The 26,168-nt window shown below is 65.4% G+C and carries 23 protein-coding genes; 14 read left to right on the top strand and 9 right to left on the bottom strand.

Features of this window, described 5'->3' with window-relative positions; genetic code table 11:
* Positions 1-98: 98 nt before the first annotated feature.
* A complete protein-coding gene (locus tag AB7M16_RS33630) occupies positions 99-359 on the bottom strand; it encodes a hypothetical protein (protein WP_453946582.1) in 261 nt (86 codons plus the stop codon).
* Positions 360-541: 182 nt separating this feature from the next.
* On the opposite strand from AB7M16_RS33630, the gene AB7M16_RS33625 reads away from it, so the two are divergent.
* A complete protein-coding gene (locus AB7M16_RS33625; protein WP_257187580.1) occupies positions 542-664 on the top strand; it encodes a hypothetical protein in 123 nt (40 codons plus the stop codon).
* Positions 665-956: 292 nt separating this feature from the next.
* On the top strand, positions 957-2,093 hold the full coding sequence (locus AB7M16_RS33620; protein WP_453946581.1) for a GNAT family N-acetyltransferase: 1,137 nt from the start codon (positions 957-959) through the stop codon (positions 2,091-2,093).
* Positions 2,094-2,112: 19 nt separating this feature from the next.
* Here AB7M16_RS33620 and AB7M16_RS33615 read toward each other — a convergent pair whose 3' ends face one another.
* A complete protein-coding gene (locus tag AB7M16_RS33615; protein ID WP_212256738.1) occupies positions 2,113-3,330 on the bottom strand; it encodes an FAD-dependent oxidoreductase in 1,218 nt (405 codons plus the stop codon).
* A 419-nt stretch (positions 3,331-3,749) separates the two neighbouring features.
* On the opposite strand from AB7M16_RS33615, the gene AB7M16_RS33610 reads away from it, so the two are divergent.
* The 3 genes from AB7M16_RS33610 (at position 3,750) to AB7M16_RS33600 (ending at position 8,052) form a co-directional block, all read left to right on the top strand.
* Complete coding sequence (locus AB7M16_RS33610) at positions 3,750-5,096, top strand: lipopolysaccharide biosynthesis protein (RefSeq protein ID WP_260383070.1); 1,347 nt, start codon at positions 3,750-3,752, stop codon at positions 5,094-5,096.
* Between the two features lie 215 nt (positions 5,097-5,311).
* Entirely contained in the window at positions 5,312-6,487 is a 1,176-nt protein-coding gene (locus tag AB7M16_RS33605) for a glycosyltransferase family 4 protein (protein WP_453946580.1), read from the top strand.
* A 29-nt stretch (positions 6,488-6,516) separates the two neighbouring features.
* A complete protein-coding gene (locus tag AB7M16_RS33600; RefSeq protein ID WP_453946579.1) occupies positions 6,517-8,052 on the top strand; it encodes a glucosamine inositolphosphorylceramide transferase family protein in 1,536 nt (511 codons plus the stop codon).
* On the opposite strand, the gene AB7M16_RS33595 is transcribed toward AB7M16_RS33600, so the two are convergent.
* The 7 genes from AB7M16_RS33595 to AB7M16_RS33565 form a co-directional block, all read right to left on the bottom strand.
* The gene (locus tag AB7M16_RS33595; RefSeq protein WP_453947295.1) at positions 8,017-9,744 is read right to left on the bottom strand and encodes an FAD-dependent oxidoreductase; all 1,728 of its coding nucleotides are present in this window, start codon (positions 9,742-9,744) and stop codon (positions 8,017-8,019) included. The two genes, AB7M16_RS33600 and AB7M16_RS33595, sit on opposite strands and share 36 nt — an antisense overlap.
* Positions 9,745-9,790: 46 nt before the next feature.
* A complete protein-coding gene (locus tag AB7M16_RS33590) occupies positions 9,791-10,258 on the bottom strand; it encodes a MarR family winged helix-turn-helix transcriptional regulator (protein ID WP_453946578.1) in 468 nt (155 codons plus the stop codon).
* A gap of 161 nt (positions 10,259-10,419) precedes the next feature.
* Positions 10,420-11,367, bottom strand: a complete 948-nt coding sequence (locus AB7M16_RS33585) for an ABC transporter substrate-binding protein (RefSeq protein ID WP_172784424.1) — start codon at positions 11,365-11,367, stop codon at positions 10,420-10,422.
* 101 nt (positions 11,368-11,468) lie between these two features.
* Positions 11,469-12,509 (bottom strand): ABC transporter permease subunit, encoded by a 1,041-nt coding sequence (locus AB7M16_RS33580; RefSeq protein WP_172784423.1) that lies wholly within the window; start codon positions 12,507-12,509, stop codon positions 11,469-11,471.
* Positions 12,502-14,025 carry an ATP-binding cassette domain-containing protein gene (locus AB7M16_RS33575; protein ID WP_439363621.1) on the bottom strand — a complete coding sequence of 508 codons (1,524 nt, stop codon included), beginning with the start codon at positions 14,023-14,025 and terminating at the stop codon, positions 12,502-12,504. Before AB7M16_RS33575 ends, AB7M16_RS33580 begins: the two co-directional genes overlap by 8 nt.
* Positions 14,026-14,162: 137 nt before the next feature.
* Positions 14,163-15,608, bottom strand: a complete 1,446-nt coding sequence (gene xylB / locus AB7M16_RS33570) for a xylulokinase (protein WP_453946577.1) — start codon at positions 15,606-15,608, stop codon at positions 14,163-14,165.
* A 13-nt stretch (positions 15,609-15,621) separates the two neighbouring features.
* Positions 15,622-16,545, bottom strand: coding sequence for a LysR family transcriptional regulator (locus AB7M16_RS33565; RefSeq protein WP_212256750.1), 924 nt, complete (start codon positions 16,543-16,545; stop codon positions 15,622-15,624).
* A gap of 107 nt (positions 16,546-16,652) precedes the next feature.
* Here AB7M16_RS33565 and AB7M16_RS33560 point away from each other — a divergent pair, with 107 nt between their 5' ends.
* Genes AB7M16_RS33560 through AB7M16_RS33520 form a run of 9 tightly spaced genes read left to right on the top strand, consistent with a single transcriptional unit; the run spans position 16,653 to position 26,127 of the window.
* Complete coding sequence (locus tag AB7M16_RS33560) at positions 16,653-16,976, top strand: Dabb family protein (protein ID WP_036005173.1); 324 nt, start codon at positions 16,653-16,655, stop codon at positions 16,974-16,976.
* Positions 16,973-18,052 (top strand): maleylacetate reductase, encoded by a 1,080-nt coding sequence (locus AB7M16_RS33555; protein WP_453946576.1) that lies wholly within the window; start codon positions 16,973-16,975, stop codon positions 18,050-18,052. The genes AB7M16_RS33560 and AB7M16_RS33555 overlap by 4 nt, the downstream gene beginning before the upstream one ends.
* A gap of 4 nt (positions 18,053-18,056) precedes the next feature.
* Positions 18,057-19,421 carry an amidohydrolase family protein gene (locus AB7M16_RS33550; protein WP_453946575.1) on the top strand — a complete coding sequence of 455 codons (1,365 nt, stop codon included), beginning with the start codon at positions 18,057-18,059 and terminating at the stop codon, positions 19,419-19,421.
* Positions 19,422-19,442: 21 nt separating this feature from the next.
* The gene (locus AB7M16_RS33545; protein WP_212256755.1) at positions 19,443-20,345 is read left to right on the top strand and encodes an NAD(P)-dependent oxidoreductase; all 903 of its coding nucleotides are present in this window, start codon (positions 19,443-19,445) and stop codon (positions 20,343-20,345) included.
* Positions 20,346-20,360: 15 nt separating this feature from the next.
* Complete coding sequence (locus tag AB7M16_RS33540; protein WP_172784416.1) at positions 20,361-21,245, top strand: intradiol ring-cleavage dioxygenase; 885 nt, start codon at positions 20,361-20,363, stop codon at positions 21,243-21,245.
* A gap of 50 nt (positions 21,246-21,295) precedes the next feature.
* Complete coding sequence (locus tag AB7M16_RS33535) at positions 21,296-22,690, top strand: FAD-linked oxidase C-terminal domain-containing protein (RefSeq protein WP_453946574.1); 1,395 nt, start codon at positions 21,296-21,298, stop codon at positions 22,688-22,690.
* A complete protein-coding gene (locus AB7M16_RS33530; protein ID WP_453946573.1) occupies positions 22,687-24,210 on the top strand; it encodes a sugar ABC transporter ATP-binding protein in 1,524 nt (507 codons plus the stop codon). The genes AB7M16_RS33535 and AB7M16_RS33530 overlap by 4 nt, the downstream gene beginning before the upstream one ends.
* Positions 24,203-25,153 (top strand): ABC transporter permease, encoded by a 951-nt coding sequence (locus tag AB7M16_RS33525; RefSeq protein WP_453946572.1) that lies wholly within the window; start codon positions 24,203-24,205, stop codon positions 25,151-25,153. The genes AB7M16_RS33530 and AB7M16_RS33525 overlap by 8 nt, the downstream gene beginning before the upstream one ends.
* A complete protein-coding gene (locus AB7M16_RS33520) occupies positions 25,150-26,127 on the top strand; it encodes an ABC transporter permease (RefSeq protein WP_453946571.1) in 978 nt (325 codons plus the stop codon). Before AB7M16_RS33525 ends, AB7M16_RS33520 begins: the two co-directional genes overlap by 4 nt.
* Positions 26,128-26,168: the final 41 nt, after the last annotated feature.

Below are 26,168 nucleotides of genomic sequence, written 5' to 3'. Positions count from 1 at the left end.
CGTGCACAGAGATGATCTGTTCATTCCTGGCCGCCTGCTGACATTCACCCTTTCGAGATTGCCAGAAGAGGCACCGGAAATGAATATCCTGAAACGGTCTACTTGGCCGGTGCCGTCGTGGTCTTGGACGAGCCCTCCGGCGCAGCCTGCATTCCAGGCGGGCTCTGGCCCTGGGGACTTTCGGGCGGCGCACCACCCGAACCGGTGTTGATCGGGCCCGTCCAACCTTGCGGCTGGAGCTGGCCCTTGTCTTCGGGAGGCGTTTGCGGCGCCGGCGAGTTGGTTTGGGCGGGCTGGGCCAGCGCACCCTCGACAAAACAAAGTGCTGCGAAGCACAGGATCGTTCTCGGTAATTTCACGCAAGGCCTCCGATGCGCTCACCAGGCTTGCAGAGAACTTGCAAGACCTGCATCCGTTCCGAATCGTGCAGCGCAACAGCGAGCTCGCGGAATCCTCCGCTCGAACGGCGATCGCCGCGACCGGCTTGCTCGCCGCAAGCCCTGTCGTATAGATGGCTTGGTCCAACCGAGGGAGGCTGAGGATGAAGGCTTTTTTGCTTGGCTGCGTCGCGGCCGTCGTGATCGCGCTTGCCGGGATGGTGGTCCTCAATCGCATGCAAGAGCCCGCCGCGCAGGCGTTTGCGACCACCGGGGTGCGCCTCTGAGCAGCCTCACTGGCGCTTGAGCCCGATCTAGTTGAGGATGGGAGCGAAGGGCACGAGTTCGACCTAGCGAAGCATAGCCTGCAGCTGAGGATCAGAGATCCCTGCGCTATGCGGACGATAGCGGCGTGCGAGGCGGCCTCCACGCGCCTTAAGCATTTGTTAACCATACCAGCATGGTTGAACGCATTGGCGCAAATCGCACGGTACCGGTGTCTGACCTGTAACGCCCTTGCTATAAGCGCTTCTACGGTTCGAGCACCGCTCGCGAATGACCCGGTTTTCTTGATTGCTCATGAACAAGCTCAGCAACACCTTCGACATCGCCATCGAGCCGTCGTTCGACTTTCTGTCTCCTGAATATGCAGAGCTGTTCGATCGCTCCGCTGCCACAGCGTTCCAGCATCCGGTCTGGTTGCAGAGCCTCTACGCCAGGCTCGCGCCGGAAACGGGCGCAACAGCTCTGGTCGTCGTGGTGCGCCACCGCGACACCGGTGCCCTTGCGATGGTGCTGCCCCTGCTTCGGATCCGGCGCGGTCCGATACGAACCGTCGAGTTCGCCGACCTCCGCGTTTCCGACTATTTGGCGCCGGTTTGCAGCCCGGACGTGTTCTCACGATTGCTCCAGGATGCGGCTGCATGCGCGCAGATTCGCCGCCTTGTCCGCCCCTTCGATCTGCTCCGAATGGCCAAGCTGCCCGACGGACGGCTTCCGATCGAAGACCTCCTTGCCACGTCCCGCCGCGTCTCGATGAACACCAATGCCTACGCCACGGTTCTGGTCGCGCCGTACGAGCAATGGCGGGCCAGCGCGATGGATCGCTCCTACCAGAAGGAGCTCGCAAAGAAGTCTCGTCAGCTGCAGAAGAAGGGCGCGCTGAGCTTCGCATGCTGCGGCGACAGCGCCGCCGTGCTCGAGGCGATGGACGTGATGAGAAAATTTCGCGGCCCGCGCTTTCACGCACAAGGCGACGGAGACCTGCTGCAGCGTCCCGAATATTACGGCTTCTATTCCGACGTCGCCCTTCGCGGCCTCGGCTCCTTCGTCCGCCTCTACGCCATGAAGATGGACGGCGAAGTGATCGCCGCCGTGCTTGGATTGTGCCACCGCGGCAGCTTCCTCGTCATCATGAGCGCCTTCGACATTGCCGGTTACAAGAGCCAGTCCATCGGCGCGCTGATGTTCGAACAGGTGGCGCGGGATTGTATCGAGCGCGGAGATCAGATGCTCGACTTCACCATCGGCGACGAGCCATACAAGAAATCGTTCGGCGCACAGCCTTCGCCGGTGTGGGAGGTCACGCAGGCTGGCAGCGCCGTAGGCGCCATCGCGCTCTTCGGGCTGAAGCAGGCGCCCTGGCTCAAGCTGGCGGCCAAGCGGCTCTCGGATCTGAAGGTTCAGCCTGCCCACACTCCGAGGCCGACGCGCTGACGGACGGGGGCCCTAGAGCTCAGGCGCGCAATGCGCCGCGGACACGCCCAAGCCAGCCCGGGTGCATCTGATCGACGCGGTGTGCAAGACTGCGCCGCAGGAAGTGCAACCGTCGCCGCACGTCCCAGCCGATATCGTTGCGCGAGGTCAGCGCCTGGCGGAAGCGGGCCATCTTCAGCGACTGCTGATCCGCCGCGATCTTGTCGCGATCGGCATAGAATTGCGAGATCTTGTCCAGGCCCATGCCTGCGGTCATGAGCCATTGCGGCACATATTCGGTGCAAAGACGATCGACGTCCACCAGCAGGCGGGCGACACCCGTTCCGGCCGCGGGACAATTGGTCTGGAACGCATCGCCGATGAGCACGATTCCGGGCTGAAGATGCCCCTCGACGACGGTCAGATCCATCACCCAGTTCTGGACCCGGTCGGTCACACGGAAATCGCCGAGGTAGCTCCGCAACCCCGGCAGCAGACGCAAGACTGTCGCTTCCGGCTCGCGGCGCAACTCGCGCATGATCGGATCGGTCGGATCGCGGAACATGAAGAGATTGGCTCGCATTCCGGCGCGGACCGGAAACAGGCTGAGATAGTCGATGCCATCCGCCGTGCGTTCGCCGTAACAGGTCAGCGCCTCGAAATCGAACGGGGTGCCATCCTTGCGAGCGATCGTGAAGCCGAACGACACCGAATGGCGCTCGGCCAGCACGCGCCGCCTGATGCCGAGCTTGTAGCCCAGGACTCCCGCCATGCCCGTGGCCAGAACGACGAGGCGCGCCCTCACGCGCCGTCCGGAGGCCAGCTCGACATGCTGGACGTCGTCGCTAGGACCGATCGCCGTGACCTCGTCGACGATCAGACTGGCGGGATCGGGAATCTGGCGACGCGCCATGGCGACGAGATCGGCATAGGGAAATCCGTAGGCCTGGCCGACGCTGACATCGACCACCTTGCCCTCGCGGATGTTGAGCACTTGATCATATCGGCACGCGACATCTCCGAGTGCGTCGAGGAAGCCGAGCTTGCGGAGCAATTCCAGCTGATGGCCGCCGATCTTCTCGACCCGGAACTCGTCCGGATAGACCGCCCGCTTGTCGACGAGCGCGACGCGATGCCCTGCCCGCGCCAGCACGGCCGCCGCAAGCGATCCCGCAAGGCCGCCACCGACGATGGCGACGTCCGAATCGATGGCCGCGCTCTCGCCTCCATCAACTGGCTCGGTCACGGGTCTCGTCATGGCTCCGGCTCCCACGATTGACGACGTCTGCAGTGCAATTCTCTCGCCTGATGTCGCATCGCAGGGCCGAGTGCGAACATTTCCTGAGATTGAGGTTAACGACCGGACGCGCCGAGTTCGCTGCCTCGCCGCGGCACGCGTCTTGCTGCGTCGAATCCATTCCGCACGCGAGCGCCAGATCTCGTCTTCTCGGTCGTCGATGCGCTACAAATGCCGGCAGTCGCGCGGGCCTGAACTTGCAGAACCAGGACAATGGAGACGGCGATGTTCCAGAACGAAGCAATGGCATCACCGCGATATCGCCGCGACCGCCGAAATCCCCCAGCTCGTCCATTAACACTCGCGATTTCTCGACATGCTAGGTTGCCGCCGGTATCGGAACATGTCCCGTCAGGGGAGCGCAGCCCCTTAACCCTTCCATGATCGCATCCATCCTCCAGTTCATGCGGCGCGACGTCACGCGCGGTGTCGTCGGGACCATCCTGCTCAAGGTCGGCAGCGGCGTGCTCGCGTTCGCATTGTTCTCGCTGGCGGCGCGGACGATGTCGCCTGACGGCTTCGGCATCTTTGCGACCTGGCTTTCGGTGGCGCAGATCGCGGCCGTCGTGGGACTGGTCGGCCAGGAATCCTTGCTGGTGCGATTCCTGAACGAATATCAGGTCGGCGAACGGCCGGACCTTACCAAAGGCGTCCTCCAATCGAGCTTGAAGATCACCTCACTCGCAATGCTGATCGTGATCGGCGGCATCGCGATCGCCGCGAGCATGAGAGGCGACTGGTGGGTGCTGATCCTCGCGGTGTCGGCCTACACGGCCGTCAATGCCGGATTGATGCTCGGCAGCCAGATCGCCCGCTCGCTGGTCAGCATTCTCATGGGTGAAGGAAACCGCGAGTTCCTTTGGCGGGCCATCGTCGTCCTGTTCCTGCTCGTCATGCTGCTCGCCCATCGCCAACTCGATCCGGCCGAGATGTTCGCGGCGATGACGGTCGCCATGTCGGCCGGCCTTGTTGCGCAGATCGTATCCGTCGCCCGCGTGCTGCCGGATCTGCGCAGTACGCCGGCGCGCTCCGAGACGTCACGCTGGCGATCGAGTGCCCTGCACTTCTGGATCGCATCGATCCTCGAAGTCGCCAACCAATATCTCGACGTCATTCTGGTCTACTGGATGCTGGATCCGACGACCGCAGGAATCTACTTTGCCGCCTCGCGCCTCGCCAACATTTTCGCCATGGTTTCCGCGGCACTTTACACGTTCGGTGCGCGCCGGCTCCCGTCGCTGTATTTCAGCAAGAACCACAGGGAGTTCGAGCGGACCTCGCGCTTGATGGCGGAAGTGACTGCGCTCTGCGTCGTCGCCGGTCTCGCCACGATCTGGATCGGCGGCCCCTATCTCCTCAACCTGTTCGGACCTCATTTCGCCGAGCAGCATTCGGTCCTGATCGTGCTCGCAATCGGAACCGCCATCCAGGCAGCGGGCGGCCCGTCGGCTGCGATCCTGCAGCTGACCGGCCATGAACGAATCTATGTGCCGGTTGTCGCCGCCAGCGTCGCGCTGCGGCTCGTCGGATTTCTCGTCCTCATTCCCTTCCTCGGCGTGCTTGGCGCGGCGATTTCGACGACCGTGTCGCTCGCGCTCGCGACCATTGCGCTGAACGTCCTCTGTCGCCGGCGAAGCGGGGTCGATCCTTCCGTTCTCGTGCTGTTGCGCTTCCCTGCATCGAGGCGCGGCAACTACGCAGTTCGCAGCGCGGAATCACGTGATTAAGTGTCACGTGCCGCTCGGATCATCCGCGCAGGACCGATTGGTTAACGCGCCCGCTGCGCGCCAGCCGGGAACCAGCTGAAATGCTGCGCGAACGACGTCGTCGCCATAGCATCGCATTAACTCCGTTTGTTGCAAGTCGGTGTCCGCGAGACGCCCGCATGATAGGTACGGAGTTAAGAAGGTGAAGATTTCCTTTCTTTAGCGGGTCGGGATCCGTGCTCCACTATCAGCCGAACAAGGACTTGGGCGAGACGAGCGCGACGGCACCTGCGCGGCCGGACGGCGATGGGCGAAAACTTCACGTGCTTCTCGCACAAACCCAGGCCGAGAACGCCGGTGCACAGGAGATCTCCCGGCTGCTCGGCGCCGGCCTGACCGCGCGCGGTTACCGAGTCACCAACCTGTTCTTCTTCCGCAAATCGGATTCCTTCGACGAGCCGCCCGATACGCTCTACTGCGCGCCAAGCCGGCCGGGCAATCCGCTGGCGCTGCTGCGGATGCTGTGGACGCTCGGCCGCCACATCAGATCCACCAGGCCCGACGCCGTCCTGACGTTCCAGCATTTCGGCAACGTCATCGGCGCCGGCGTCACGCGCCTCGTCAGCCGTGCACCGGTCGTCGCCAATCAGGTTTCATCCGCGCTGGCGATGAGCTGGCCGGTCCGCACCGCCGACATCGCCATGGGCAGCCTCGGCTTCTTCGATTGCATCACGCTCAATTCGCGGGACATGGAGCGCGAATATTCGCGCTACCCCGCGGCCTACCGGTCGCGCATGGTGCATGTGCCGCACGGCTTCGACGACAAGGCCCTCACCCTGTCGAAGGAGGCGGCGCGGCAGCGATTCAATCTGCCGCCGGATCGCGTCCTGCTTGGCTGCGCCGCACGGCTGCATCCGCACAAGCGGCTCGATCTGGCGATACGTCTGCTGCCGGATCAACCGTCCTGGCATCTTGCGCTCGCCGGCCAGGGAGCCGACGAGGCCCGGCTGAGGCAACTGGCGAACGACTTGAACGTCTCGGACCGTCTGCATTTGCTCGGGGAGATTCCTCCCGGCCGGATGGCGGACTTCCTCGCCTGTCTCGATGTGTTCGTCTTTCCGACCCAGGCCGAGACCTTCGGTCTGGCTGCCGTCGAGGCCGCCAACGCCGGTGTTCCCTCCGTCGTGACCGATCTTCCCGTCCTGCGCGAAGTGTTGTCCTACGAGGGCAGACCAACTGCATTCTTCGTCGATGCCTCCGATCATGCGCAGCTCTCCGCGTCCGTCTCGAGGCTGCTGACCGACACGCAATTGCGCGACGACCTGCGACAAAACGCCAAAGGCCTGCGGCTGCGCTATTCGGTAGATGCCATGGTCGAGGAATACATCCGAATTCTCGACCAGGTCGTTTGACCTGATTCGCTGGAACAGATTGGCTCGACATGATCATCGAGTTTCGCTGTGAACGTGAGTACGCGCGACGCTGGATGGACCGCAGGACGCTGTCGGTCGACGGCCGGGACGTGCCGGTGCAAGTTGCATGGACGGCAACGGCGGAGTCACGGCCGGCGGGTCTCGATGCCCTGTTCGAGCTCGAGCGCCTGGTGTTGCACAAGGGCAAGCGCAGCAGGGCCGACAGGCTGACGATCGGCTCCGAACCAGCACGCGCCAGCGTCGGCACGGCCGACGTGATCGTCGATTTCACGAGTGCCCCACGCGATCCGGCCAGCCCTGCCCGGCTGTATCTCCGGCCGCTGTTCAACGGCGTCGCCGGTGAAAATGCCGCGCTCGCCGCCATCCTCGCCGGCGACCTGCCGGTGATCGAGATCGTCAACGAGATCGACGGCTCGGTCCTCGATCGCGGCCATCCGTCCGGAGAGATTGCCGCGGGCCTCAGCGGCGCGCTCGAAACAGTGATGGCGCGGACCCTGACCATGCTGGCGGCGATCCTGTCGGGAAGGCCGCGCATCGTGCCGCAGCTGCCGCACCCCGCTGGAATTGGCTCGCGACGCGGCGCGGTTGGCTACGTCGCGCGCGGCCTTGCCGTATCGATCGCCAAGGGGATCTATCGGCTCTGCTGCTATGCCCCGCATTGGCATATCGGATGGCGCTTCAACGACGGCGCGGGCGTCTGGCAGACCGGAGACCTGTCAGGTCCAGGCTGGAACGTTCTGAGAGATCCTGGAAACCACTTCTATGCCGATCCCTTTCCCGTCACCTGGCAGGGCCGGACCTTCGTCTTCTTCGAGGATCTCGATCACCGCGTCGGAAAAGGCATCATCTCGGCGATCGAGTTCGCCGACGCGGGGCCAGTCGGCGAGGTGATGCCGGTGCTCGAGGAGCCCTGTCACCTCTCCTATCCGTTCGTGATCGAGGACGATGGCGAGCTCTGGATGATCCCGGAGAGCTCGACCCGCGGGGACGTCGCCCTCTACAAATGTGTTCGGTTTCCGGACAAATGGGAGCGATACGCAACGCTCCTTTCCGGCCTCGAGCTGGCCGACGTCACGATCACGCGCCACAACGGCCTGTATTATCTGTTTGGCGCCTGGCGCGACGGAACGGCTGGCTATTCGGATTCGCTGGCGATCTACCACGCCGATCGACTCTTGGGGCCCTGGTTGCCCCACGCCAGCAATCCCGTCCTGATCGACCGTGCAAGCACGCGGCCGGCAGGAAACTTCGTCACACTCGATGACAAGCTGTGGCGACCGGTCCAGGACTGTACCGACGGATACGGCGCAGCGCTTGCCCTGGCGGAAGTGGTCGAACTGTCGCCGACGGCATTCAAGCAGATCGTCCGCCATGCTCTGAAGCCCGGACCGGCATGGCCCGGCAGGAAGCTGCATACCCTGAACCGCTGCGGCCGCCTCGAGCTGATCGACGGATCGCGCGTCCAACCCAAGACCAGTCTGTTCGCGAGCGCAATTCCGTCGGCCGTGTCACCTGCGCGAACCAATCCGTCCGCCGCCGGCTAGCAGCCGCGCGTCTTCGCGCGCGAGTACGCGGCCGAGCACGCGTGCGATCGTCCCGGCCTGCGATGCGTTGCCGCGCCAAGCCACGATCTGGTCGGGACGAATCAGGGCGAGATCCGCCTCGTAGAGATCGCGCAACGATCTGGGCAGCGTGACGAGCTTTACATCGGCTCCGATCGCGCGGATCGTCTCAGCGAATGACCCATGGGCCGACATCACGTCCCCAAACTGAAGCAGCGTCCATTCGAATCCGAACAGGTCATACAGCGACATGCCGTCCTCCAGCCACGCATGCGGTGCGCGGCCGCCGGGACAGGCGGTGGGAATGTAGACGTTGGCGGCATCCGGCGGCGGCTCGCTGCCATCGGGGACGATGATCGGCGAGCCGTCGTAGCGCCCGCCGAAGGTGACGCCGGGGATGTTGAACTCGGCGCGGGCGTGCTGATCGAGATAGGCGCCCGCGATCCGCCGCGCTTCGTGGCCGGCGTCCGTCGCATCCTCGATCTCCGGCGCCGGTGCGAAGAGGCCGAGCGAATCGGCGAAGCGCCGCGCATAATCGGTGTTGCGGAGCGCCACCGGACGCCGCTCGACCTCGTAGCTGCCGAGCAGTGCCGCCGGGCTCACGCCCTTGACGACGCTTGCGAGCTTCCAGCCGAGATTGACCGCATCCTCGATCGCGGTGTTGTAGCCGAGCCCGCCGGTCGGCGTGAACAGATGCGCCGCGTCGCCGCCGAGGAAGACCCTGCCCCGCTGCATCCCGTTCGCGACCAGTGCGTGACCGGCGGTCCAGGTCAGGAAGGACAGAACTTCGCAATCGATCGGCGCACCGCAGGCGCGCTGGAACGCGGCTTTAGCCTGGTTGATCGTGATCGCACTTTCGTCCTCGCCCGGCCGCAGCTGCGTGTGGAACGCAAATTCATCACGGCCGTTCACCGAGGCCATGAAGGCGCGGCGGTCGCCGTTGAAGCAATTGTACATCCACGCTTTCGCGTGGGGGACGCGTGCGTAGAAGTCGGGCGAGCGGAGATAGACCGCCAGCATGCGGCCGCCCATGAAATCGCGCTGCGTCCCGGTCTCGCCGCCATAGACGATCCCGAGCGATTGGCGAACCATGGAGCGCGGCCCGTCCGCCCCGACCAGGAAGTCGGCGCCGATCCGGAAGCGGCTGCCATCGTCGAGACATTCGACCTCGCCAACGATACCGTCATCGCTTTCGGTGTAGCCGATCAGCCGGTGACCGTAGTTGAGCTCGATGCCGGGGAGCCGTTCGGCGTGGCGGCGCAGCACCGCCTCGACATATTTCTGCGAGACCCGATGCGGCAGCTCGGCCGCGCTCCAGGAGCCCGACAAGCCCTTGATCAGCTCGCCCGCCCGCGACGCCGACGGCAGCGCGAACCGCGCCAACTCGTAGCCGGTATAGCGCGTGAAATAGGCAACATCGGTCGGGTAGTCCGCGGGCAGACCTTCGCGTCTGATCTCGTCGGCAAAGCCCAGCCGTCGATAGTGCTCCATCGAGCGCGCCTGCGTCGCATTGGCTTGCGGATTGAAGGCCGTGCCCGGCTTTTCATCGACCAGGATCGCGGACACCCCGCGGCGGCCGAGCTCGTTCGCCAGCATCAGCCCACAAGGGCCCCCGCCCACGATGAGCACCGTGGCCGTCAGACGAGTTTCCAAGACGCTTCTCCCTGCCAGCATCATCTTGCATGGTAAGGTTACCTGACGATTTAGTCAAGCTGCCTGACTAATCGGGATCGTCGAGCGTATCGAACTCCGTGCCATACGCCGCGAGGCCCTTCAGGATTGCATCCATCGTGGCCTTGCCGAGCTCGGCGCGCATCTCCCGCTCGGCGACGTCGACGGCATCGCGGAACGCATCGAGCCATTTGCGCCCCGTGGGCGTGAACATGACGATGCGCGCGCGCCGGTCGGTCGGATCGGCGATGCGATCGACGAGGCCGAGCTCGGCGCATTGATCGACCAGTTCGCCCATCGCCTGCTTGCTCATGGAGGCGCGGCGGGCGAGCTCGGTGAGCCGCGTCCCCTCCACGTCGAGATTGCGGGTGAGGCTAACATGGGCGATGCGCGTCTCGTCGTGGCCCCGCTCGATCATCAATTCGAGCACACGGCCTTCGAAGCGCCGCACCGCGTTATTGAGCAGGCGGCCGATATTGGCATGCCGCCACGCCGTGCCTGACGTCCTGGATTTCACCGGATCTGCTTTCCGAATCGACCGATCGAGATCGTGGAAAGCTAGCACAGGCATCGCTGCGTACTACCGGTGAGCACGCAGGGTATCGGCGGCGGGCGGCGCGATTAAACCGCCGCCCGTCACCTCTCATGCTTCGAACGTCTCCAGCAGCGGACGATGCCTTACTGGGAGCGATCCGAGGTCCAGCCCTTGTACTCGGCGACGTTGTCCCTGGTCACGAGCTTGGACGGCAGCAGCTCGACGGTCGAGGCCGGCTTCTGGCCGTTGAGAATGCCGACGCCGACCTGCACCGCGCGCCGCGCCATGAAGAACGGATCCTGCGACGCGGAAGCCTGGATCTGCGGCGACTGCGGATCTTTCAGCGCGGCCTCGATATCGGGCGCGCCGTCGACGGCCGTGATGATCATGCCGCTGCGGTTCTGCTGGCGCGCCGCAAGGTCGGTGCCGATCGCCTGCGGATCGTTGATGGCGAAGATGGCGTCGATCTTGGGGAAGCGGGTCAGATAGCCCTGCGCGACGGTGAGACCGCCCTCGCGCGAGCCCTTGCCGTCCTGGTCGCTGGACAACACCTTGATGCCGGGATTTTTCGAGAAGACATTCTTGCAGCCGACGACACGGTCGATGACGGCGGAGACCTGTGGCCCGTTCTCGATGATGACGTCACCCTTGCCGCCCAATTTGTCGACGATGTACTGGCAGGAGATCTCGCCGGCCTGCACGTTGTTCGTGGTCACGGTGGCATCGGCACCCTCAGCCGCGGTGTCGACCGCGACGACGACGATGCCCGCGGCTTGCGCCTTCTTGATGGCCGGCCCGATCGCCTTGGGATCGCCGGGATTGAGCAGGATCAGGTCGACGCCGGCGGCGATGAAATTGTCGATCTGGGTGACCTGCTTGCCGAGGTCATATTCGAAACCGACGGCCGTGATCTTCACGTTGGGATTGGTCTTCTTGGCCTCGAATTCGGCGCCTTTCGACAACGCGACGAAGAACGGGTTGCCCATCGATCCCAGCGAGACGCCGATCGACTTGAGCTCCTTGGCGAAGGATGGTGCGGTGGTCAGGGCAAGTGCCGTGGCGGCGCCGGCGAGCATGATCGTCTTCAACATGGTCTTCCTCCCTGGTCTGTCTTCGTCCCCGGCGCGGCAGACCAGTTGCCGCAACGGAATCTCGTATCACGCCATTCGCGCAGTGTTGCGGGCCGGGCGTCTCACGTTCTCGCGGAGCCTTGCAACCGGTAGCGGTCGAGCGCCACGGCGCCGATGATCACCAGGCCCTTGATCACATATTGCCAGATGTCGGAGACGCCGATGAGGATGAGCCCGTTGGACAGCACGGCGATGATCAGCGCGCCGACCAGCGTGCCCCAGATCGAGCCGATGCCGCCGACGAACGAGGTGCCGCCGAGGATCACGGCGGTGATCGCATCGAGCTCATAGGACTGGCCGAGCTGGAGGCCGTTGGCCGCATAGAGGCGCGCCGCCTGCATGCCGCCGCCGAGCCCGGCGAAAAGTCCGGATATGCCGTAGACGAAGATCAGGACGGCCCAGACCTTGATGCCGGCCAGCCGCGCCGCGCTCTCGTTTCCGCCCACTGCATAGATATGCACTCCGAGCACGGTCCGGCGCAGCACCAGCCAGGAGACGAGAATGACGAGCAAGGCGATCACCGAGAGCCAGGGGATCGACGCGACGCCGGGAATGAGCGTCAGCGAGCCGTTGCCGATGAAGGCATAGGGAATGGAGGGATTGAACACGGTGGTGTCGGCCCCGAGCAGCCGCGCGAGGCCGCGCACCGCGGTGAGCGAGCCGAGCGTGACGATGAAAGGCGGCAGGCGAAGCAGCGCAATCAGCGCGCCGTTGACGATTCCGAAGCCGAGGCCGGTGAGCAGCGCGGCCGGCAGCCACAGCATCCCGAGCTCCGGCAGCTTGGAGAGCGTCAATCCCGCCATTGCGGAGGCCGCCAGGATCGAGCCGACCGATAGGTCGATGCCGCCGGTGAGGATGACAAAGGTCATGCCGGCGGCGAGCACGGTGTTCACAGCGGCCTGCTGCAATACGATGCCGAGATTTTGTCCGGTGAAGAAGCGGCCTTCGGAGAGCACGTTGAAGCCGATGCAGAGGATCAGCAGCACCGGCAACATGCCCAGCGCACTGATCAGCATCCGCATCCGCTGGCGCCTTGTTTCTGCGGCAGCTCCGTTGGTCGTGGTCGATGCCGGCTTCGCCCCCACACCACCATTGTCAGGCATCGAGATGCTCCATCCCCGTAGCTAGCCCCATGATGTCTTCCTGCGCCAGCGGCGAATTCGGGCCGCGGGTGACCTCGCCGGCGATGTGCCCCGCACGCATCACGACGACGCGGTCGCAGATGCCGATGATCTCGGGCAGATCGGATGAGATGACGAGGATCGCGGTGCCGGCCTTGGCGAGATTGTCGATGATCGAATAGATTTCAGACTTGGCACCGACATCGACGCCGCGCGTCGGCTCGTCGAGAATCAGGACCTTCGGTGCGATGGCGAGTAGCCGCGACAGCAGCACCTTCTGCTGGTTGCCGCCTGACAGGCCGCCGGCGGGAACGCCGGCATTGGTGGCGCGAATGCTGAGGCCCGCAAAGGCGCGGTCGGCGCGCTCGCGTGCCTTGTCGCGATCCAGAAACCAGCCGAGCTTCGCATCGCGGCCGAGCACGGCGAGGTTGATGTTGTCCAGACACGACATGTCGAGAAACAGGCCGAGCGCCTTCCTGTCTTCCGTGAGATAGGCGATACCGGCCTCGAGCGCCTCGCCCGGCGTGCGGATATCGACCGGACGCCCCTCCAGCTCGAGCCGGCCCGAGGTTTTCGGCGACGCACCGATGATGAGATGGGCAAGCTCGGTGCGGCCGGCGCCGATCAGGCCGGCGAGGCCGACCACCTCACCCGCATGCACGGTGAGCGAGCAGCCCTTGACGCGCTGGCCATCGGCCATGTCGATCGCCGCGAGCACGGGATGCCCCCGCCCCGCCTCCGGATCATGGTCCTTCTTGTAGAACGAGGAGACGTCGCGACCGACCATCAGTCGCACGATGGTGTCGGCGCGAATTTCGGGCTTGTCGAGCGAACCGACCAGGCGGCCGTCGCGCAGCACGGTGACGCGGTCGCCGAGCGCGTAGACCTCGTCCATGCGATGCGAGATGTAGATGATGGCAAGCCCCTCGGCGCGAAGCTGGCGGATCAGCGCGAACAGCCGCTCGCTTTCGGCGGCCGACAAGGAGGTGGTCGGCTCGTCCATGATGAGAATCTTTGATCTGACATGCAGCGCACGCGCGATCTCGACCAGCTGCCGCTGGCCCATGGACAGATGCGCCACCAGCGTCGAGGGCAGGAAGTCGGCGCCCAGTCGTTTCAGGATCGGGCCGACGCCCTCGCGCATGGCGCCGCGCGCCAGCAAGCCCGAGCGCGACATCTCCCGGCCCAGATAGATGTTCTCGGCAACGCTGAGATTGGGAGCGAGCGACAGCTCCTGGTAGATGATGGAGATGCCCGCCGCGCGGCCGCCGAGCGGGCCTTCGATCCGCACCACCCTGCCCTCGATGCGGATCTCGCCGCCCGGATCGGGCCGGTAGGCGCCGGACAGGATCTTCATCAGCGTCGACTTGCCGGCGCCGTTCTCACCCATCAGGGCGTGAATTTCACCGGGATAGACGGTGAGATCGACCGCCCGCAGCGCCTTGATGCCGAAGAAGGTCTTTGAGACCCCGCGCATCTCGAGGATCGGATCGTTCATCGTGCCTCCCGGCGCACAATGCGTTTCCCACCCGCGTCTCGTTTCTCGGCAACGCGGTTTGGTCATTAAACAAAAGCGGTGACGCAGGGCAATACCGAAGGCGAGTATACCGAAGTATGCAAACCAGATTGGGCCAGCTAGTGGCGCGGCCGATACAGTTCGCGCCAGGCGGGAAGCCGTTCGGCGTAGGCATCGACCAGTGCAGCGTCGGGCTCGAATGTTTCGATGCGCTGCGGCCGCACGCATACGTCACCGATTGCCTCACCCGTGACAGCAAGCCGCCCCAATCTCGCCGCACCGAACGCGGCGCCGGTCTCACCTCCGGCAAAGCGATGGACTGGAACATTGAGCACATTCGCCAGCACCGAGAGCCAGAAGGCCGAGCGCGAACCACCGCCGATCACATCTGCTTCCGCAATCTCAATACCGGCACCGGCGAGCGCATCGCGGCAATCGGCAAGCGCGAAGGCAACGCCTTCGAGCACCGCCTGCACGATCGCCGCGCGATCGGTGCCATGGCTCAGCCCATCCAGCATGCCGCGCACGACGGGATCGTCGTGCGGCGTCCGCTCGCCGGCCAGATAAGGCAGGAAGCTCACGGGCGACGGTGCCCGCGGTCGCGCTCCAAGCGGAGCCAGCAGTTCCGCCTCGGTGGCGCCGAACAGGCGCGCGAGCCAGGCGAGGCAGGAGGCGGCCGAGAGGATCGCGCCGGCCTGAATCCACATGCCGGGAATGGCGTGGCAGAACGTATGCACGACGCGATCGGGATTGGCGGCGATCCTGTCGGTCGGGGCCATGAGGGCACCCGAGGTTCCCAGGGAGACGAATGCCGCTCCCGGCCGGACTGCGCCGATACCGACGGCGCCCGCGGGATTGTCGCCGGCACCGCCCGCGATCACCGGCTGCCTGACCATGCCCCAGCGCCGCGCGAGCTCGCTGCGCAGCGTGGTTGCGGGCGCGCATCCCTCGACCAGGCGCGGCATGTGCGCGCGTGACAAGCCGGTCGCTTCCAGTGCTGCGTCCGACCAATCGCGGCGCGCCGCGTCGAGCCACAGCGATCCCGAAGCATCCGAGACATCCTCGACGGCCTCGCCCGATAGCACCAGGCGCAGATAGGCCTTTGGCAGCAGAACGAGCTTCGTCGCCGCGAAGATCTCGGGCTCGTGCGCGGCGATCCAGAGCAGTTTTGGCGCGGTGAAGCCCGGCATTGCCTTGTTGCCCGTCACCGCGCGCAAGGCGGGCCAGCGTTGCTCCAGGATACGGCACTCACTGGCCGATCGTCCGTCGTTCCAGAGGATGCAGGGCCGCAGCGGCCTCAAGCTCTTATCGAGCAGCGTGGCGCCATGCATCTGGCCGGACAGTCCGATGCCTTCGACCGCCGCCAACGCATCGGCGTGCGACGCCTTGAGGGCATCCAGCGTGGCAAAGGTCGCATCGATCCGCTGCGCCGGATCCTGCTCGGAATAGCCCGATTGCGGCGAGACGGTCGCGAGCGGCCGGCTCTCGCTTGCGATCACGCGCTGGGCATCGTCGACGAGAACCGTCTTGACCGCCGACGTGCCGAGATCGATGCCGAGATACATGGATGCTTCCCATTCACTTCGCCGCGTCGATCCAGATCCCCGGCTCCGAATGCTCCCGGATGTAGCTCACGAGGAAATCGGAGAACACCCTGATCTTGGCGGGCAGCCTGACCCGATTTTGATAGGCGATGTTCATGGTGAGCAACGGCAGCTGCCAATCCCTCAGGACAGGCACCAGCCGGCCGGCCGCAATATCGCCCTGCACGATATAGAGCGGCTGGATCAGGATGCCGAGCCCGGCGCGCGCTGCACCACAGATGATCTGGCCGTCATTGCTGTCGAGCGTCGGCGCGATTCGCACCGTCTGCGTCGTGCTGCCCTGGCTCAACCGCAGCGAATAGGGATCATTGGCGAGGTTGTAGATCAGCATGTTGTGACGGGCGAGATCGACGGGATGCTCGGGCCGGCCGTGCTTCTCCAGATAGGACGGAGCCGCCGCAAGCACGCGGTGCATCTGGCCGATGCGGCGGACGATGATGTTGGAATCCGGCTCGTGCTCCCGAGTCCGGATCGCAACGTCGATGCCGGCTTCGATGAAGTCGGGGTAGCGGTTTGCGCTGATGATCTGCACGCTGAGATTGGGATAGAGCGCGCGGAAGGCGGGTAGCATCGGCGCGAGATAGATCATCGCGAAGGACAGCGAAGACGTCACGCGCAGCATGCCCTTCGGCGACAACGCGCGGTCGGAGACGGCGTCCTCGGCTTCGGCGAGCTCGTTCAGGAGCGTGCTGCAACGCTGCAAGAGCTCCTGCCCGGCTTCGGTCAGCCATTGCCGGCGCGTGTTGCGCTCGATCAGCCGGACCGCCAGCCGCTCCTCCAGCGCACTGAGATGGCGGCTCGCGGCCGCGTTCGACATCCGCAGGATTTCGGCGGCCTTGGAAAGGCTGCCGAGCTCAGCGGTTTTGGAGAAGACCTCGAGTTGGAGGAGCCGGTCCATTTTTGCGAAAATAGGAAAAGAGACTTACAAATTTTGACCTTTATTTCCGTTTTCTGCAAGGCAAAATGGCGCCAACAAAGCACCATTGCAGGCGAGGAAATCAGGAAATGTCGGGCCCGATCAGGCACATCGTGATGTGGCGGCTGCGCGGGGAGAGCCCCGAGGAGCGCTCCGCCGCCCGGCTCAAGGTCAAGACCCTGTTCGAGGGCCTCAAGGGCCGGATCGACGGCCTCACCCATATCGAAGTCGGCATGGACGTCAGCGCGGTCGATTACGCCTGCGACGTCGTGCTGTTCTCCGAATTCACCGACCAGGCGGCGCTGGCCGCCTACGCCAACCACCCGGAACATCTGCGGGTGCGCGAGGCGCTGGGCGACTTGCGGATCGGGCGCTTCCAGGTCGATTATCCCATCAAAGAGACCGGCGCATGATCGGTTCGTTCACCTTCGAAAACCTGCCTTGCCGCGTTGTGTTCGGCAGCGGAACGTTGGCTAACGCCAAGGCCGAGGTCGAGCGGCTCGGCGGCGAGCGTGCGCTGGTGCTGACGACGCCGCAGCAGGAGGCGCAGGGTAAGAGCTTGGGGGCCGCGCTCGGTCCGCTCTATGCCGGCATCTTTCCCGGCGCCACCATGCACACGCCGGTCGAGGTCACGGAACGCGCGCTCGCGGCGATGAAGGCATGCGAGGCCGATTGCGTCGTCTCGCTCGGCGGCGGCTCGACCACCGGACTAGGCAAGGCGCTGGCCTTGCGCACCGGTGTCAACCAGCTCTGCATCCCCACCACCTATGCTGGCTCGGAGATGACGCCGATCGTCGGCCAGACCGAGAACGGGCTGAAGACCACGGTGCGCGATGCAGCGATACTGCCGGAGACCGTGATCTACGACGTCGACTTGACGCTCACGCTGCCGGCGGGTCTCGCCGCAACATCAGGCATCAACGCCATCGCGCATGCGGTCGAGGCACTCTACGCGCGCGATGCCAATCCCGTGACGTCGCTGATGGCCGAAGAAGGCATCCACGCGCTGGCGCGTGCCCTGCCCGCCATTGCCGCCAAAAGCGACGACCGCGAGGCCCGCACCGAAGCCCTTTATGGCGCCTGGCTGTGCGGTGTCTGTCTCGGCACGGTCGGCATGGCACTGCATCACAAGCTCTGCCACACGCTCGGCGGCACGTTCGACCTGCCGCACGCCGAAACGCATACCATCGTGCTCCCGCACGCGCTGGCCTACAACGCACCGGCCGTGCCCGATGCGATGGCGCGCATCTCGCGCGCAATCGGTGCGGCTGATGCATCGCAGGGACTTTACGATCTCGCCAAGGGGCTTGGTGCGAAGCTGGCGCTACGCGATGTCGGCATGCCCGAGAGCGGAATCGACAGGGCCGCAGATCTCGCCGTCACCAATGCCTATTGGAACCCGCGCCCGCTCGAGCGTGGCGCCATTCGCGGCTTGATTGCGCGCGCCTTCGCCGGCGAGCCGCCAAGCGCCGTCAAAGCGGCGGCGTAAGGCAATGCGGCGCACGCTGATCAGATCGGCCATTGTCATCAGCATGGATGACGCGATCGGCGATCTCCTGACCGGCGATGTGCTGGTCGAGGGCAACCGGATTGCCGATGTGCGCCCGTCGATCGACGTTGGAGCCGACACCGAGGTCGTCGACGGCGCGGGCCGCATCGTCATTCCAGGCCTGATCAACGCGCATATGCACACCTGGCAGACGGGCTTGCGCGGCTTTGCCGCCAACTGGACGCTGCTGGAGTATTTCCGCCGCATGCATGCCGGGCTCGCGACCGTGTTCCGGCCCGACGACATCTACATCGCAACCCTCGTCGGCGCGCTGAACCAGATCAACCATGGCGTCACCACGCTGGTCGACTGGTGCCACAACAACCCGACGCCCGATCACACTGACGCCGGCGTGCGCGGCCTGATCGAAAGCGGCATCCGCGCCGCGTTCTTCCATGGCTCGCCGAAACCCGAGCCGAAGCCGGGCGAGCCGCATTTCTCGGAAGTGCCGCATCCGCGCCGCCAGGTCGAGCGGCTGCTGGCGGGCCCCCTCGCCGACCGCGACGGCCTCGTCACGCTCGGGCTCGCCATTCTCGGTCCCCACTATTCGACGCTCGACGTCGCCATGCACGATTTCCACCTGGCGCGGGAGCTGAACTTGACCGCCTCGATGCATCAGGGCGGCGGTCCGGCCAAGACGCCTGGCGGCTGGGAGAAGCTGCTCGAGGCCGGCCTCGTCGGCCCCGGCGTCAATATCGTCCATGGCAATGATCTGCCGGATGATCTGCTCGATCGTCTCGTCGATCTCGGTGTGTCCTTCTCGGTCACACCCGAGAACGAGATGATCCAGGGCCATGGCTTTCCGATCACCGGATGCCTTCTGAAGCGCGGCGTGCGGCCGACCATCGGCATTGATCTGGAATCCGTGCTGGCGGGCGATCTGCTCTCCGCCGCGCGCGTTGCGCTGTCGATGCAGCGGGCGCTCGACAATGCCGAGTCGCGCAAGACCAGCGGCACCATCCCGGCAACGACCACGATTCCGATCCGGGAAGCGCTGCGCTGGATCACGACGGAAGGCGCCCGCATGCTCGGCCGCGAGCACCAGATCGGATCGCTGACGCCGGGCAAGCTCGCCGACCTCGTGATCATCAACGCCTCCGATCTCAATCTCCATCCGGTGCACGATCCCATCGCGACCGTCGTGATGCAGACGAGCCTCGCCAACATCGAGGCCGTCATGATCGGCGGCGCCTGGAAGAAACGCAATGGCCGGCTGCTGGTCGGGGGACTCGAGACGAAGAAGGAGCTGCTGGCGCAATCCGGCCGGCGGCTGGTGCAAGACATCGAACGACAGGGACGCGCCGCCTGAAAGCGCCAATGGACAAGAACAATGACTGACGCTCTTAAAACAGTTGCTTTCATCGGGATCGGCAAGATGGGCCTGCCGATGTCGGTGCTCGTCGCCAAGGCCGGCTACACCGTCACCGCGTTCGACCAGAGCGCGGCGCGGATCAGCGACGCACGCGCGCAGGGCATTGCGATCGCCGCCTCGCCGGCCGAGGCCGTGAGCGGCAAGGCCGCCGTGATCACCTCCCTGCCCGACGACGCCGCTTTGCGCGGCGCGTTGCTCGGCCCCGCCGGCCTGATCGCCGCGATGGCCCCCGGTGCCGTCTTGATCGAAACCAGCACCGTCAGCGTCGCAGCCTCGGCTGAGGTTGCGGCCGTCGCAGAGGCGCACGGCATTGCCTATCTGCGCTCGCCGGTGTCCGGCAATGCCAGCATCGTTCACACCGGCGCGCTGACCTGTTTCGTGTCGGGACCGACGGACGCGTTCGAGCGCGCAACGCCGCTGTTCGCAGCTTTCACCCGCGCCCAGACCTATCTCGGCCCCGCCGAGGAAGCGCGCTACGCAAAACTCTCGGTCAATCTGATGATCGCGGTGTCGGCGGCGATGATGGCGGAGAGCCTGGCGCTGGCGCGCAAGGGCGGCATCGCCTGGCAGGACATCCTGAAGGTGCTCGACGACAGCGCGGTGGCCTCACCCATGGTCAAGTACAAGACTGCGCCGCTGCGGACCCGCGACTTCGAGTCCACCTTCTCCTGCAAGCAGATGGCCAAGGATCTCGATCTGATCCTGGGCGCCGGCCACGCCGTCGGCGTGCCGCTGCAGCTCGCCGCGCAAGTGCGCGAGACCTATGGCTCGCTGGTCGCCCAGGGCGACGGCGACACCGACTTCATTGCGACCGTCAAGCATCTCGAGCGGCTGTCCGGCCTCGGCGAGCCGAAGCTGTGATCAACGGAGACCGACATGCGTAACTTCAACGAGAACACGATCACGGACGCGGTGCTGGAGCGGATCGCGGGCGCGACCGATCCACGCATCAAGCAGGTCAGCGAGGCGCTGGTGCGTCACCTTCACGCGTTCGTCCGCGAGGTGCGGCCGACCCAGAAGGAATGGGAATACGGCATCGACTTCCTGACCCGCACCGGGCACATGTGCAACGACAAGCGTCAGGAATTCATCCTGCTGTCGGACACGCTCGGCGTCTCCATGCTGGTCGACGCTATCAACCATCCGGTGCCGGAAGGCGCGACCGAGACCACGGTCCTCGGCCCGTTTTTCGTCCAGGCCGCGCCGGAGAAGGACAGCGGCGCTGACATCTCCGGGTCGATGGAAGGCGATCCGATGCTGGTCACCGGCTCGGTCTCGACCGTGGACGGACAGCCGCTGGCCGGCGCCATCGTGGACGTCTGGCATTCCGACGACGACGGCTATTACGACGTGCAGCAGCTCGACAAGATCGGCGATCTCGCGATGCGCGCCCGCTTCCACACCGACGCCAACGGCCGCTTCCATTTTTGGTCGATCAAGCCGGCCGCCTACCCCATTCCGCATGACGGACCGGTCGGCGAGATGCTGGAGGTGCAGGGACGCCATCCCTGGCGCCCGGCGCACGTACACTTCATGATCTCAGCGCCCGGTTTCGAGCAACTGGTGACGCACGTCTTCGTTGCCGGCGACCAATATCTCGACAGCGACGTGGTGTTCGGCGTCAAGGACAGCTTGATCCGCGAATTCGTCCGGCATCCCGCGGGCCGTGCGCCGGATGGTCGCATGGTGGAGCGCGACTATTTTCATCTCAACTATGATTTCGGCCTGAAGCAGGTCGCAAGCAACGCAAGAGCCGCTTAAGCTCAACGACGGACCAACAAGTGTCCGTAAAACAGGGACGGGAGCTGAGGATGGGACCGCGGGTCAGCACGGGCACATTGGCCGATCGCCTCACCGGCATGATCGGCCCGCGCGTGAGCGTCGCGCGCGGCGTGCTCGATCAGCACGGGCAGAGCGAGTCGCATTATCAGAACCTGCCGCCCGATATCGTGGTCTTCCCCGAGACCACGCAGGAGGTCGCCGAAATCGTCAAGCTCTGCGCGAGCGCGGGCATGCCGATCGTCCCGTTCGGCGCCGGGACCTCGCTCGAAGGCAATGCGGCCGCGGTCGCCGGCGGCGTCTGCTTCGACTTCGCGCGCATGAACAAGGTGCTCAGCCTGCACGACAGCGACATGGACGTCGTGGTGCAGCCCGGCATCACGCGCAAGCAGCTCAATGCGGAGCTGCGCAACACCGGCCTGTTCTTCCCGATCGATCCGGGCGCCGACGCTTCGATCGGCGGCATGACCTCGACGCGCGCCTCGGGCACGATGGCGGTGCGCTATGGCACCATGAAGGACAACGTCATGGCGCTCGAGGTCGTGCTGGCCGACGGGCGCATCATCCGCACTGCAAAGCGCGCGCGGAAGTCGGCCGCGGGCTATGATTTGACGCGCATGTTCGTCGGCGCGGAAGGCACGCTCGGCATCATCACGGAGATCACGCTGAAGGTCCATCCGGTGCCGCAGGCGATCTCGGCGGCAGTCTGCAGCTTCGACACCCTGCACGACGCCGTCGACACCGCGATCTCCGTGATCCAGTCCGCGATCCCCGTGGCGCGCATCGAGCTGCTCGACGACGTCATGATGCGCGGCATCAACGCCTACGCCAAGCTCGGCTATCGCGAGGCGCCCACCCTGTTCTTCGAATTCCATGGCTCGGAGACATCGGTCGCCGAACAGGCCGAGGCCGCGCAGGCGATCGCGGCCGACCACGGCGGCCATGGCTTTGCCTGGGCCAAGGCACAGGAAGACCGCCGCCGGCTCTGGCACGCCCGCGACAACACGCTCTATGCCGGCCTCGGCCTGCGGCCCGGCGCACGCGCGGTGATAACCGACGTCTGTGTGCCGATCTCACGGCTGGCGGAATGCCTGACCGAGACGCGGCGCGATGCGGACGCGCACGGTTTCACCGCACCGATCGTCGGCCATGTCGGTGACGGCAATTTCCACATGCTGATCCTGATCGACCCGACAAAGCCGGAGGAGGCCGAAGGCGCCAAGGCGCTGCAGGCCCGCATGGTCGCGCGCGCCATTGCCATGGACGGCACCTGCACCGGCGAGCACGGCATCGGGCTCGGCAAGATCGATTATCTCTCCGATGAGCTCGGCGAGGCCGTGGACGTGATGCGATCGATCAAGACGGCGCTCGATCCCGCGGGATTGATGAACCCCGGAAAGATCTTTGCTGGCGGAGCCAAAGCATGAGCGACGCGCTCCCGATCGAGGTCACCTCGCCCACGCCGCTGCTGGAGCTGCGCGGCATCAGCAAGGAATTTCCCGGCGTCAAGGCGCTGGACGACGTGTCCTTTGCCGTCTACCCCGGCGAGGTCCACATGCTGCTGGGCGAGAACGGCGCCGGCAAGTCGAGCCTGATGAAGGTGCTGTGCGGCGCCTATCGCGCCGACGCCGGCGAATTCTACCACAAGGGCGAGAAGGTCGCGATCTCCTCGACCGCGGATGCGCAGAAGCTCGGCATTGCCGTGATCTTCCAGGAATTCTCGCTGGTTCCCCATCTCGACATCGCCCAGAATATCTTCTTGGGGCGCGAACCGAAGGGCCGCATTCCCGGCACCATCGACCGCCGCAGGTTATTGGCCGACGCAAGGCGCGTGCTCGACACCATCGGCTTCGACATCGATCCCTCCACCATCGTCGACAAGCTTGGTGTTGCGCAGCAGCAGATGGTCGAGATTGCCAAAGCGATCAGCCAGAACGCCCGCATCCTGGTCATGGACGAGCCGACCGCAGCGCTGTCCGACCGCGAGACCGAGCTCTTGTTCGCACTGATCGCGCGGCTGAAGGCGGACGGCGTCTCCATCGTCTACATCTCGCACCGCATGGCCGAGGTGTTCGCGCTCGGCGATCGCATCACGGTGCTGCGCGACGGCCGCCGCATCGATGGCGTCCGGCCCGCCGACGTCACGCCGGACCAGCTTGTCCGCATGATGGTCGGCCGCAACGTCGACATGACCTACCCGCGCCATTTTGCCGACAAGCCCGGCGAGGTGTTGCTGCAGGTCAAGGGCCTGAGCGCGCCGACCGGCATCTCCGACATCAACATCGAGGTGCGCCGGGGCGAGATCGTCGGCCTGTGCGGGCTGGTCGGCTCCGGCCGCAGCGAGGTCGCGCGCGCGATCTTCGGCGCCGATCCCGTGACATCGGGCGAGATCATCTTCGAGGGCAAGAGCATTTCCGGCGAGCCGGATCTCGCCGCCCGCCGCGGCATCGCGCTGATCCCGGAGAGCCGCAAGAGCGAGGGCCTCGCGCTGCTGCGATCCGTCAGCGACAATCTGGTGGTGTCGGCGCTGAGGAAGCTGTTCCCGAGCGGGCTGTTCGACCAACGCTCGGCGCAGCGTACCGCCGACGGCCTGATCCGACAGCTCCGCGTCGCGACACCGAGCGCACGCCAGACCGTCGGCCTGCTCTCGGGCGGCAACCAGCAGAAGGTCGTGATCGGAAAATGGCTCGCCGCCGGCTCGAAACTCTTCATCTTCGATGAGCCGACGCGCGGCATCGACATCGGCGCCAAGTCGGAAATCTTCGCGCTGATCGACCGCCTCGTCGCGGAAGGCGCGGCGGCGTTGATGATCTCGTCCGAGCAGGTCGAGATCTGCCATGTCTGCGACCGCGCCTATGTGATGCGCGAGGGGCGCATCGCCGGGCACCTGACACGCAACGAATTGACCGAGGAGAATATCGTGCGACTGGGGATGCATCATGCGTGAAGCCGCGGTCGTCGCCCAACCCAATCCGCTGCAACGCATCCCAGGCGTTGCCATCGTGCTGGTGCTGCTGATCGCGCTGTTCAGCGCGATCGCGCCCGGCTTCCTGTCGGTCGCCAACCTCTCCAACGTGCTGGTGCAGTCGACCATCCTGACCATGCTCGCGCTGCCGATGACGCTGATCATCATGACGGAGGGGCTGGACCTGTCGATGGGCGCGGTGCTGACGCTGACCTCGCTCTGCGTCGCGATCGTGTCGCTGGCGACCAAATCGATGCTGCTGGGCCTTGGCGCCGGCCTTCTGGTCGGCGCGGCCTTTGGCCTTGCCAACGGCTGGCTGGTCGCCATAACAGGCATTCCGCCTTTTGTCGCGACGCTCGGCACGCTCGGCATGGCGCAAGGCCTGTCGCTGATCGTCAGCGACGGCCAGAGCGTGGTCGGCATTCCCCACAGCGTGCGCGACATCTATTCGGCGACGCTGCTCGGCATTCCCGTGCCGATCGTGATGGCGCTGGTGACCTACGCTGCCTTTCACGGCCTGCTCTATCACACCCGCTTCGGCACCTATATCTTCGCCCTCGGCGGCAACCGCGAGGCGCTGCGCTATGCCGGCCTCTCGCCCAACAAGCTGCTCATCGCGGTCTATGCGATCGGCGGCGCCATGGCCGGCATCGCCGGCCTCTTGATGACCGCACGCATGAATTCCGGCCACCCCACCGCCGGTCTCGGGCTGGAGTTCGATGCCATCGCGGCCGTCGCCGTCGGCGGCACCTCGTTCGAGCGCGGCAATGGCTGGCTGCTTGGTACCCTGCTCGGGGTCCTCTCCGTCGGCGTGTTGCGCAACGGGCTGAACCTGATCTCGCTGCCCTCCTCGGTGCAGGTCGCCAGCGTCGGCGTGCTCGTCATCGTTGCCCTGTTCCTCGACGGCCTCAGGAGCCGCACATGACCGATATCACCAAGGGCGCCATCGCGCCGCCCCGTTCCTTTCTGTCCCAGGACGCGGTCCAGCTGTTCTATCGCCTGCTCGCGGCTTTCCTGATCTGCGCCGTCCTCGCCGTGCTCAGCGATTCCTTCCTCAGCCTCGGCAACATCCTCAACGTGCTGAGGCAGGCGAGCCTGACCTTCTTCATCGCCTCCGGGCTGACGCTGGTGGTGCTGACCGCGGGCCTCGACCTCTCCGTCGGCGCCAATGTCGCGCTGTCGGCCTGTATCGCGGGGACCGTGATCCACAAGACCGGCTCGCCGGCGCTCGGCATCCTCACCGGCCTTGCGTGCGGCGGCATCGTTGGCCTGCTCAACGGCATCATGGTCACGGCGCTCCGCATCCCATCCTTCATCGCCACCTACGGCATGCTCTGGGTGCTGAACGGTCTCACCTATTGGTACATGGCGGGTGAGACCCTGCACGGCTTCCCGGCCGGCTTCCGCCAGATCGGCAGTGGCTATCTGTTCGGCCTGCCGATCCCGGTCTACCTGCTGCTGGTGTTCCTCGGGATCGGGACGTTCTTCGCCCAGCGCACGATCTGGGGCCAGGAGATCTATGCGATCGGCGCCAATCCGGTCGCGGCGAGGCTCTCCGGCATTCCGGTCGCGCGGCGCCTGCTGCTGGTCTACGCGGTATCGGGCACCATGGCGGGACTTGCCTCGATCATCTTCCTGTCGCGGCTCAATTCGGCGGAGGCCGACATCGGCGAGAGCCTGACGCTGCCGGCGATCGCAGCCGTGCTGATCGGCGGCACCTCGCTGTTCGGCGGCGTCGGCACCGTCTTCGGCACATTCATCGGCGCGCTGATCCTGACCCTGGTGCTGAATGGCATGAACCTGCTGTCGGTCAGCGCCAATTGGCAGCCGCTCGTCACCGGCGTCATCGTCATTCTCGCCGTCTGGCTCGACATGAAGACCCGCCGCCGCGCGCAATGAGTTCTAGCAATCCAACAAGCAAAATGAGGGATGGAGGCAAC

The organism is Bradyrhizobium sp. USDA 372 (genome assembly GCF_053629095.1).
This window is presented reverse-complemented; position numbering and strand designations above follow the sequence as displayed.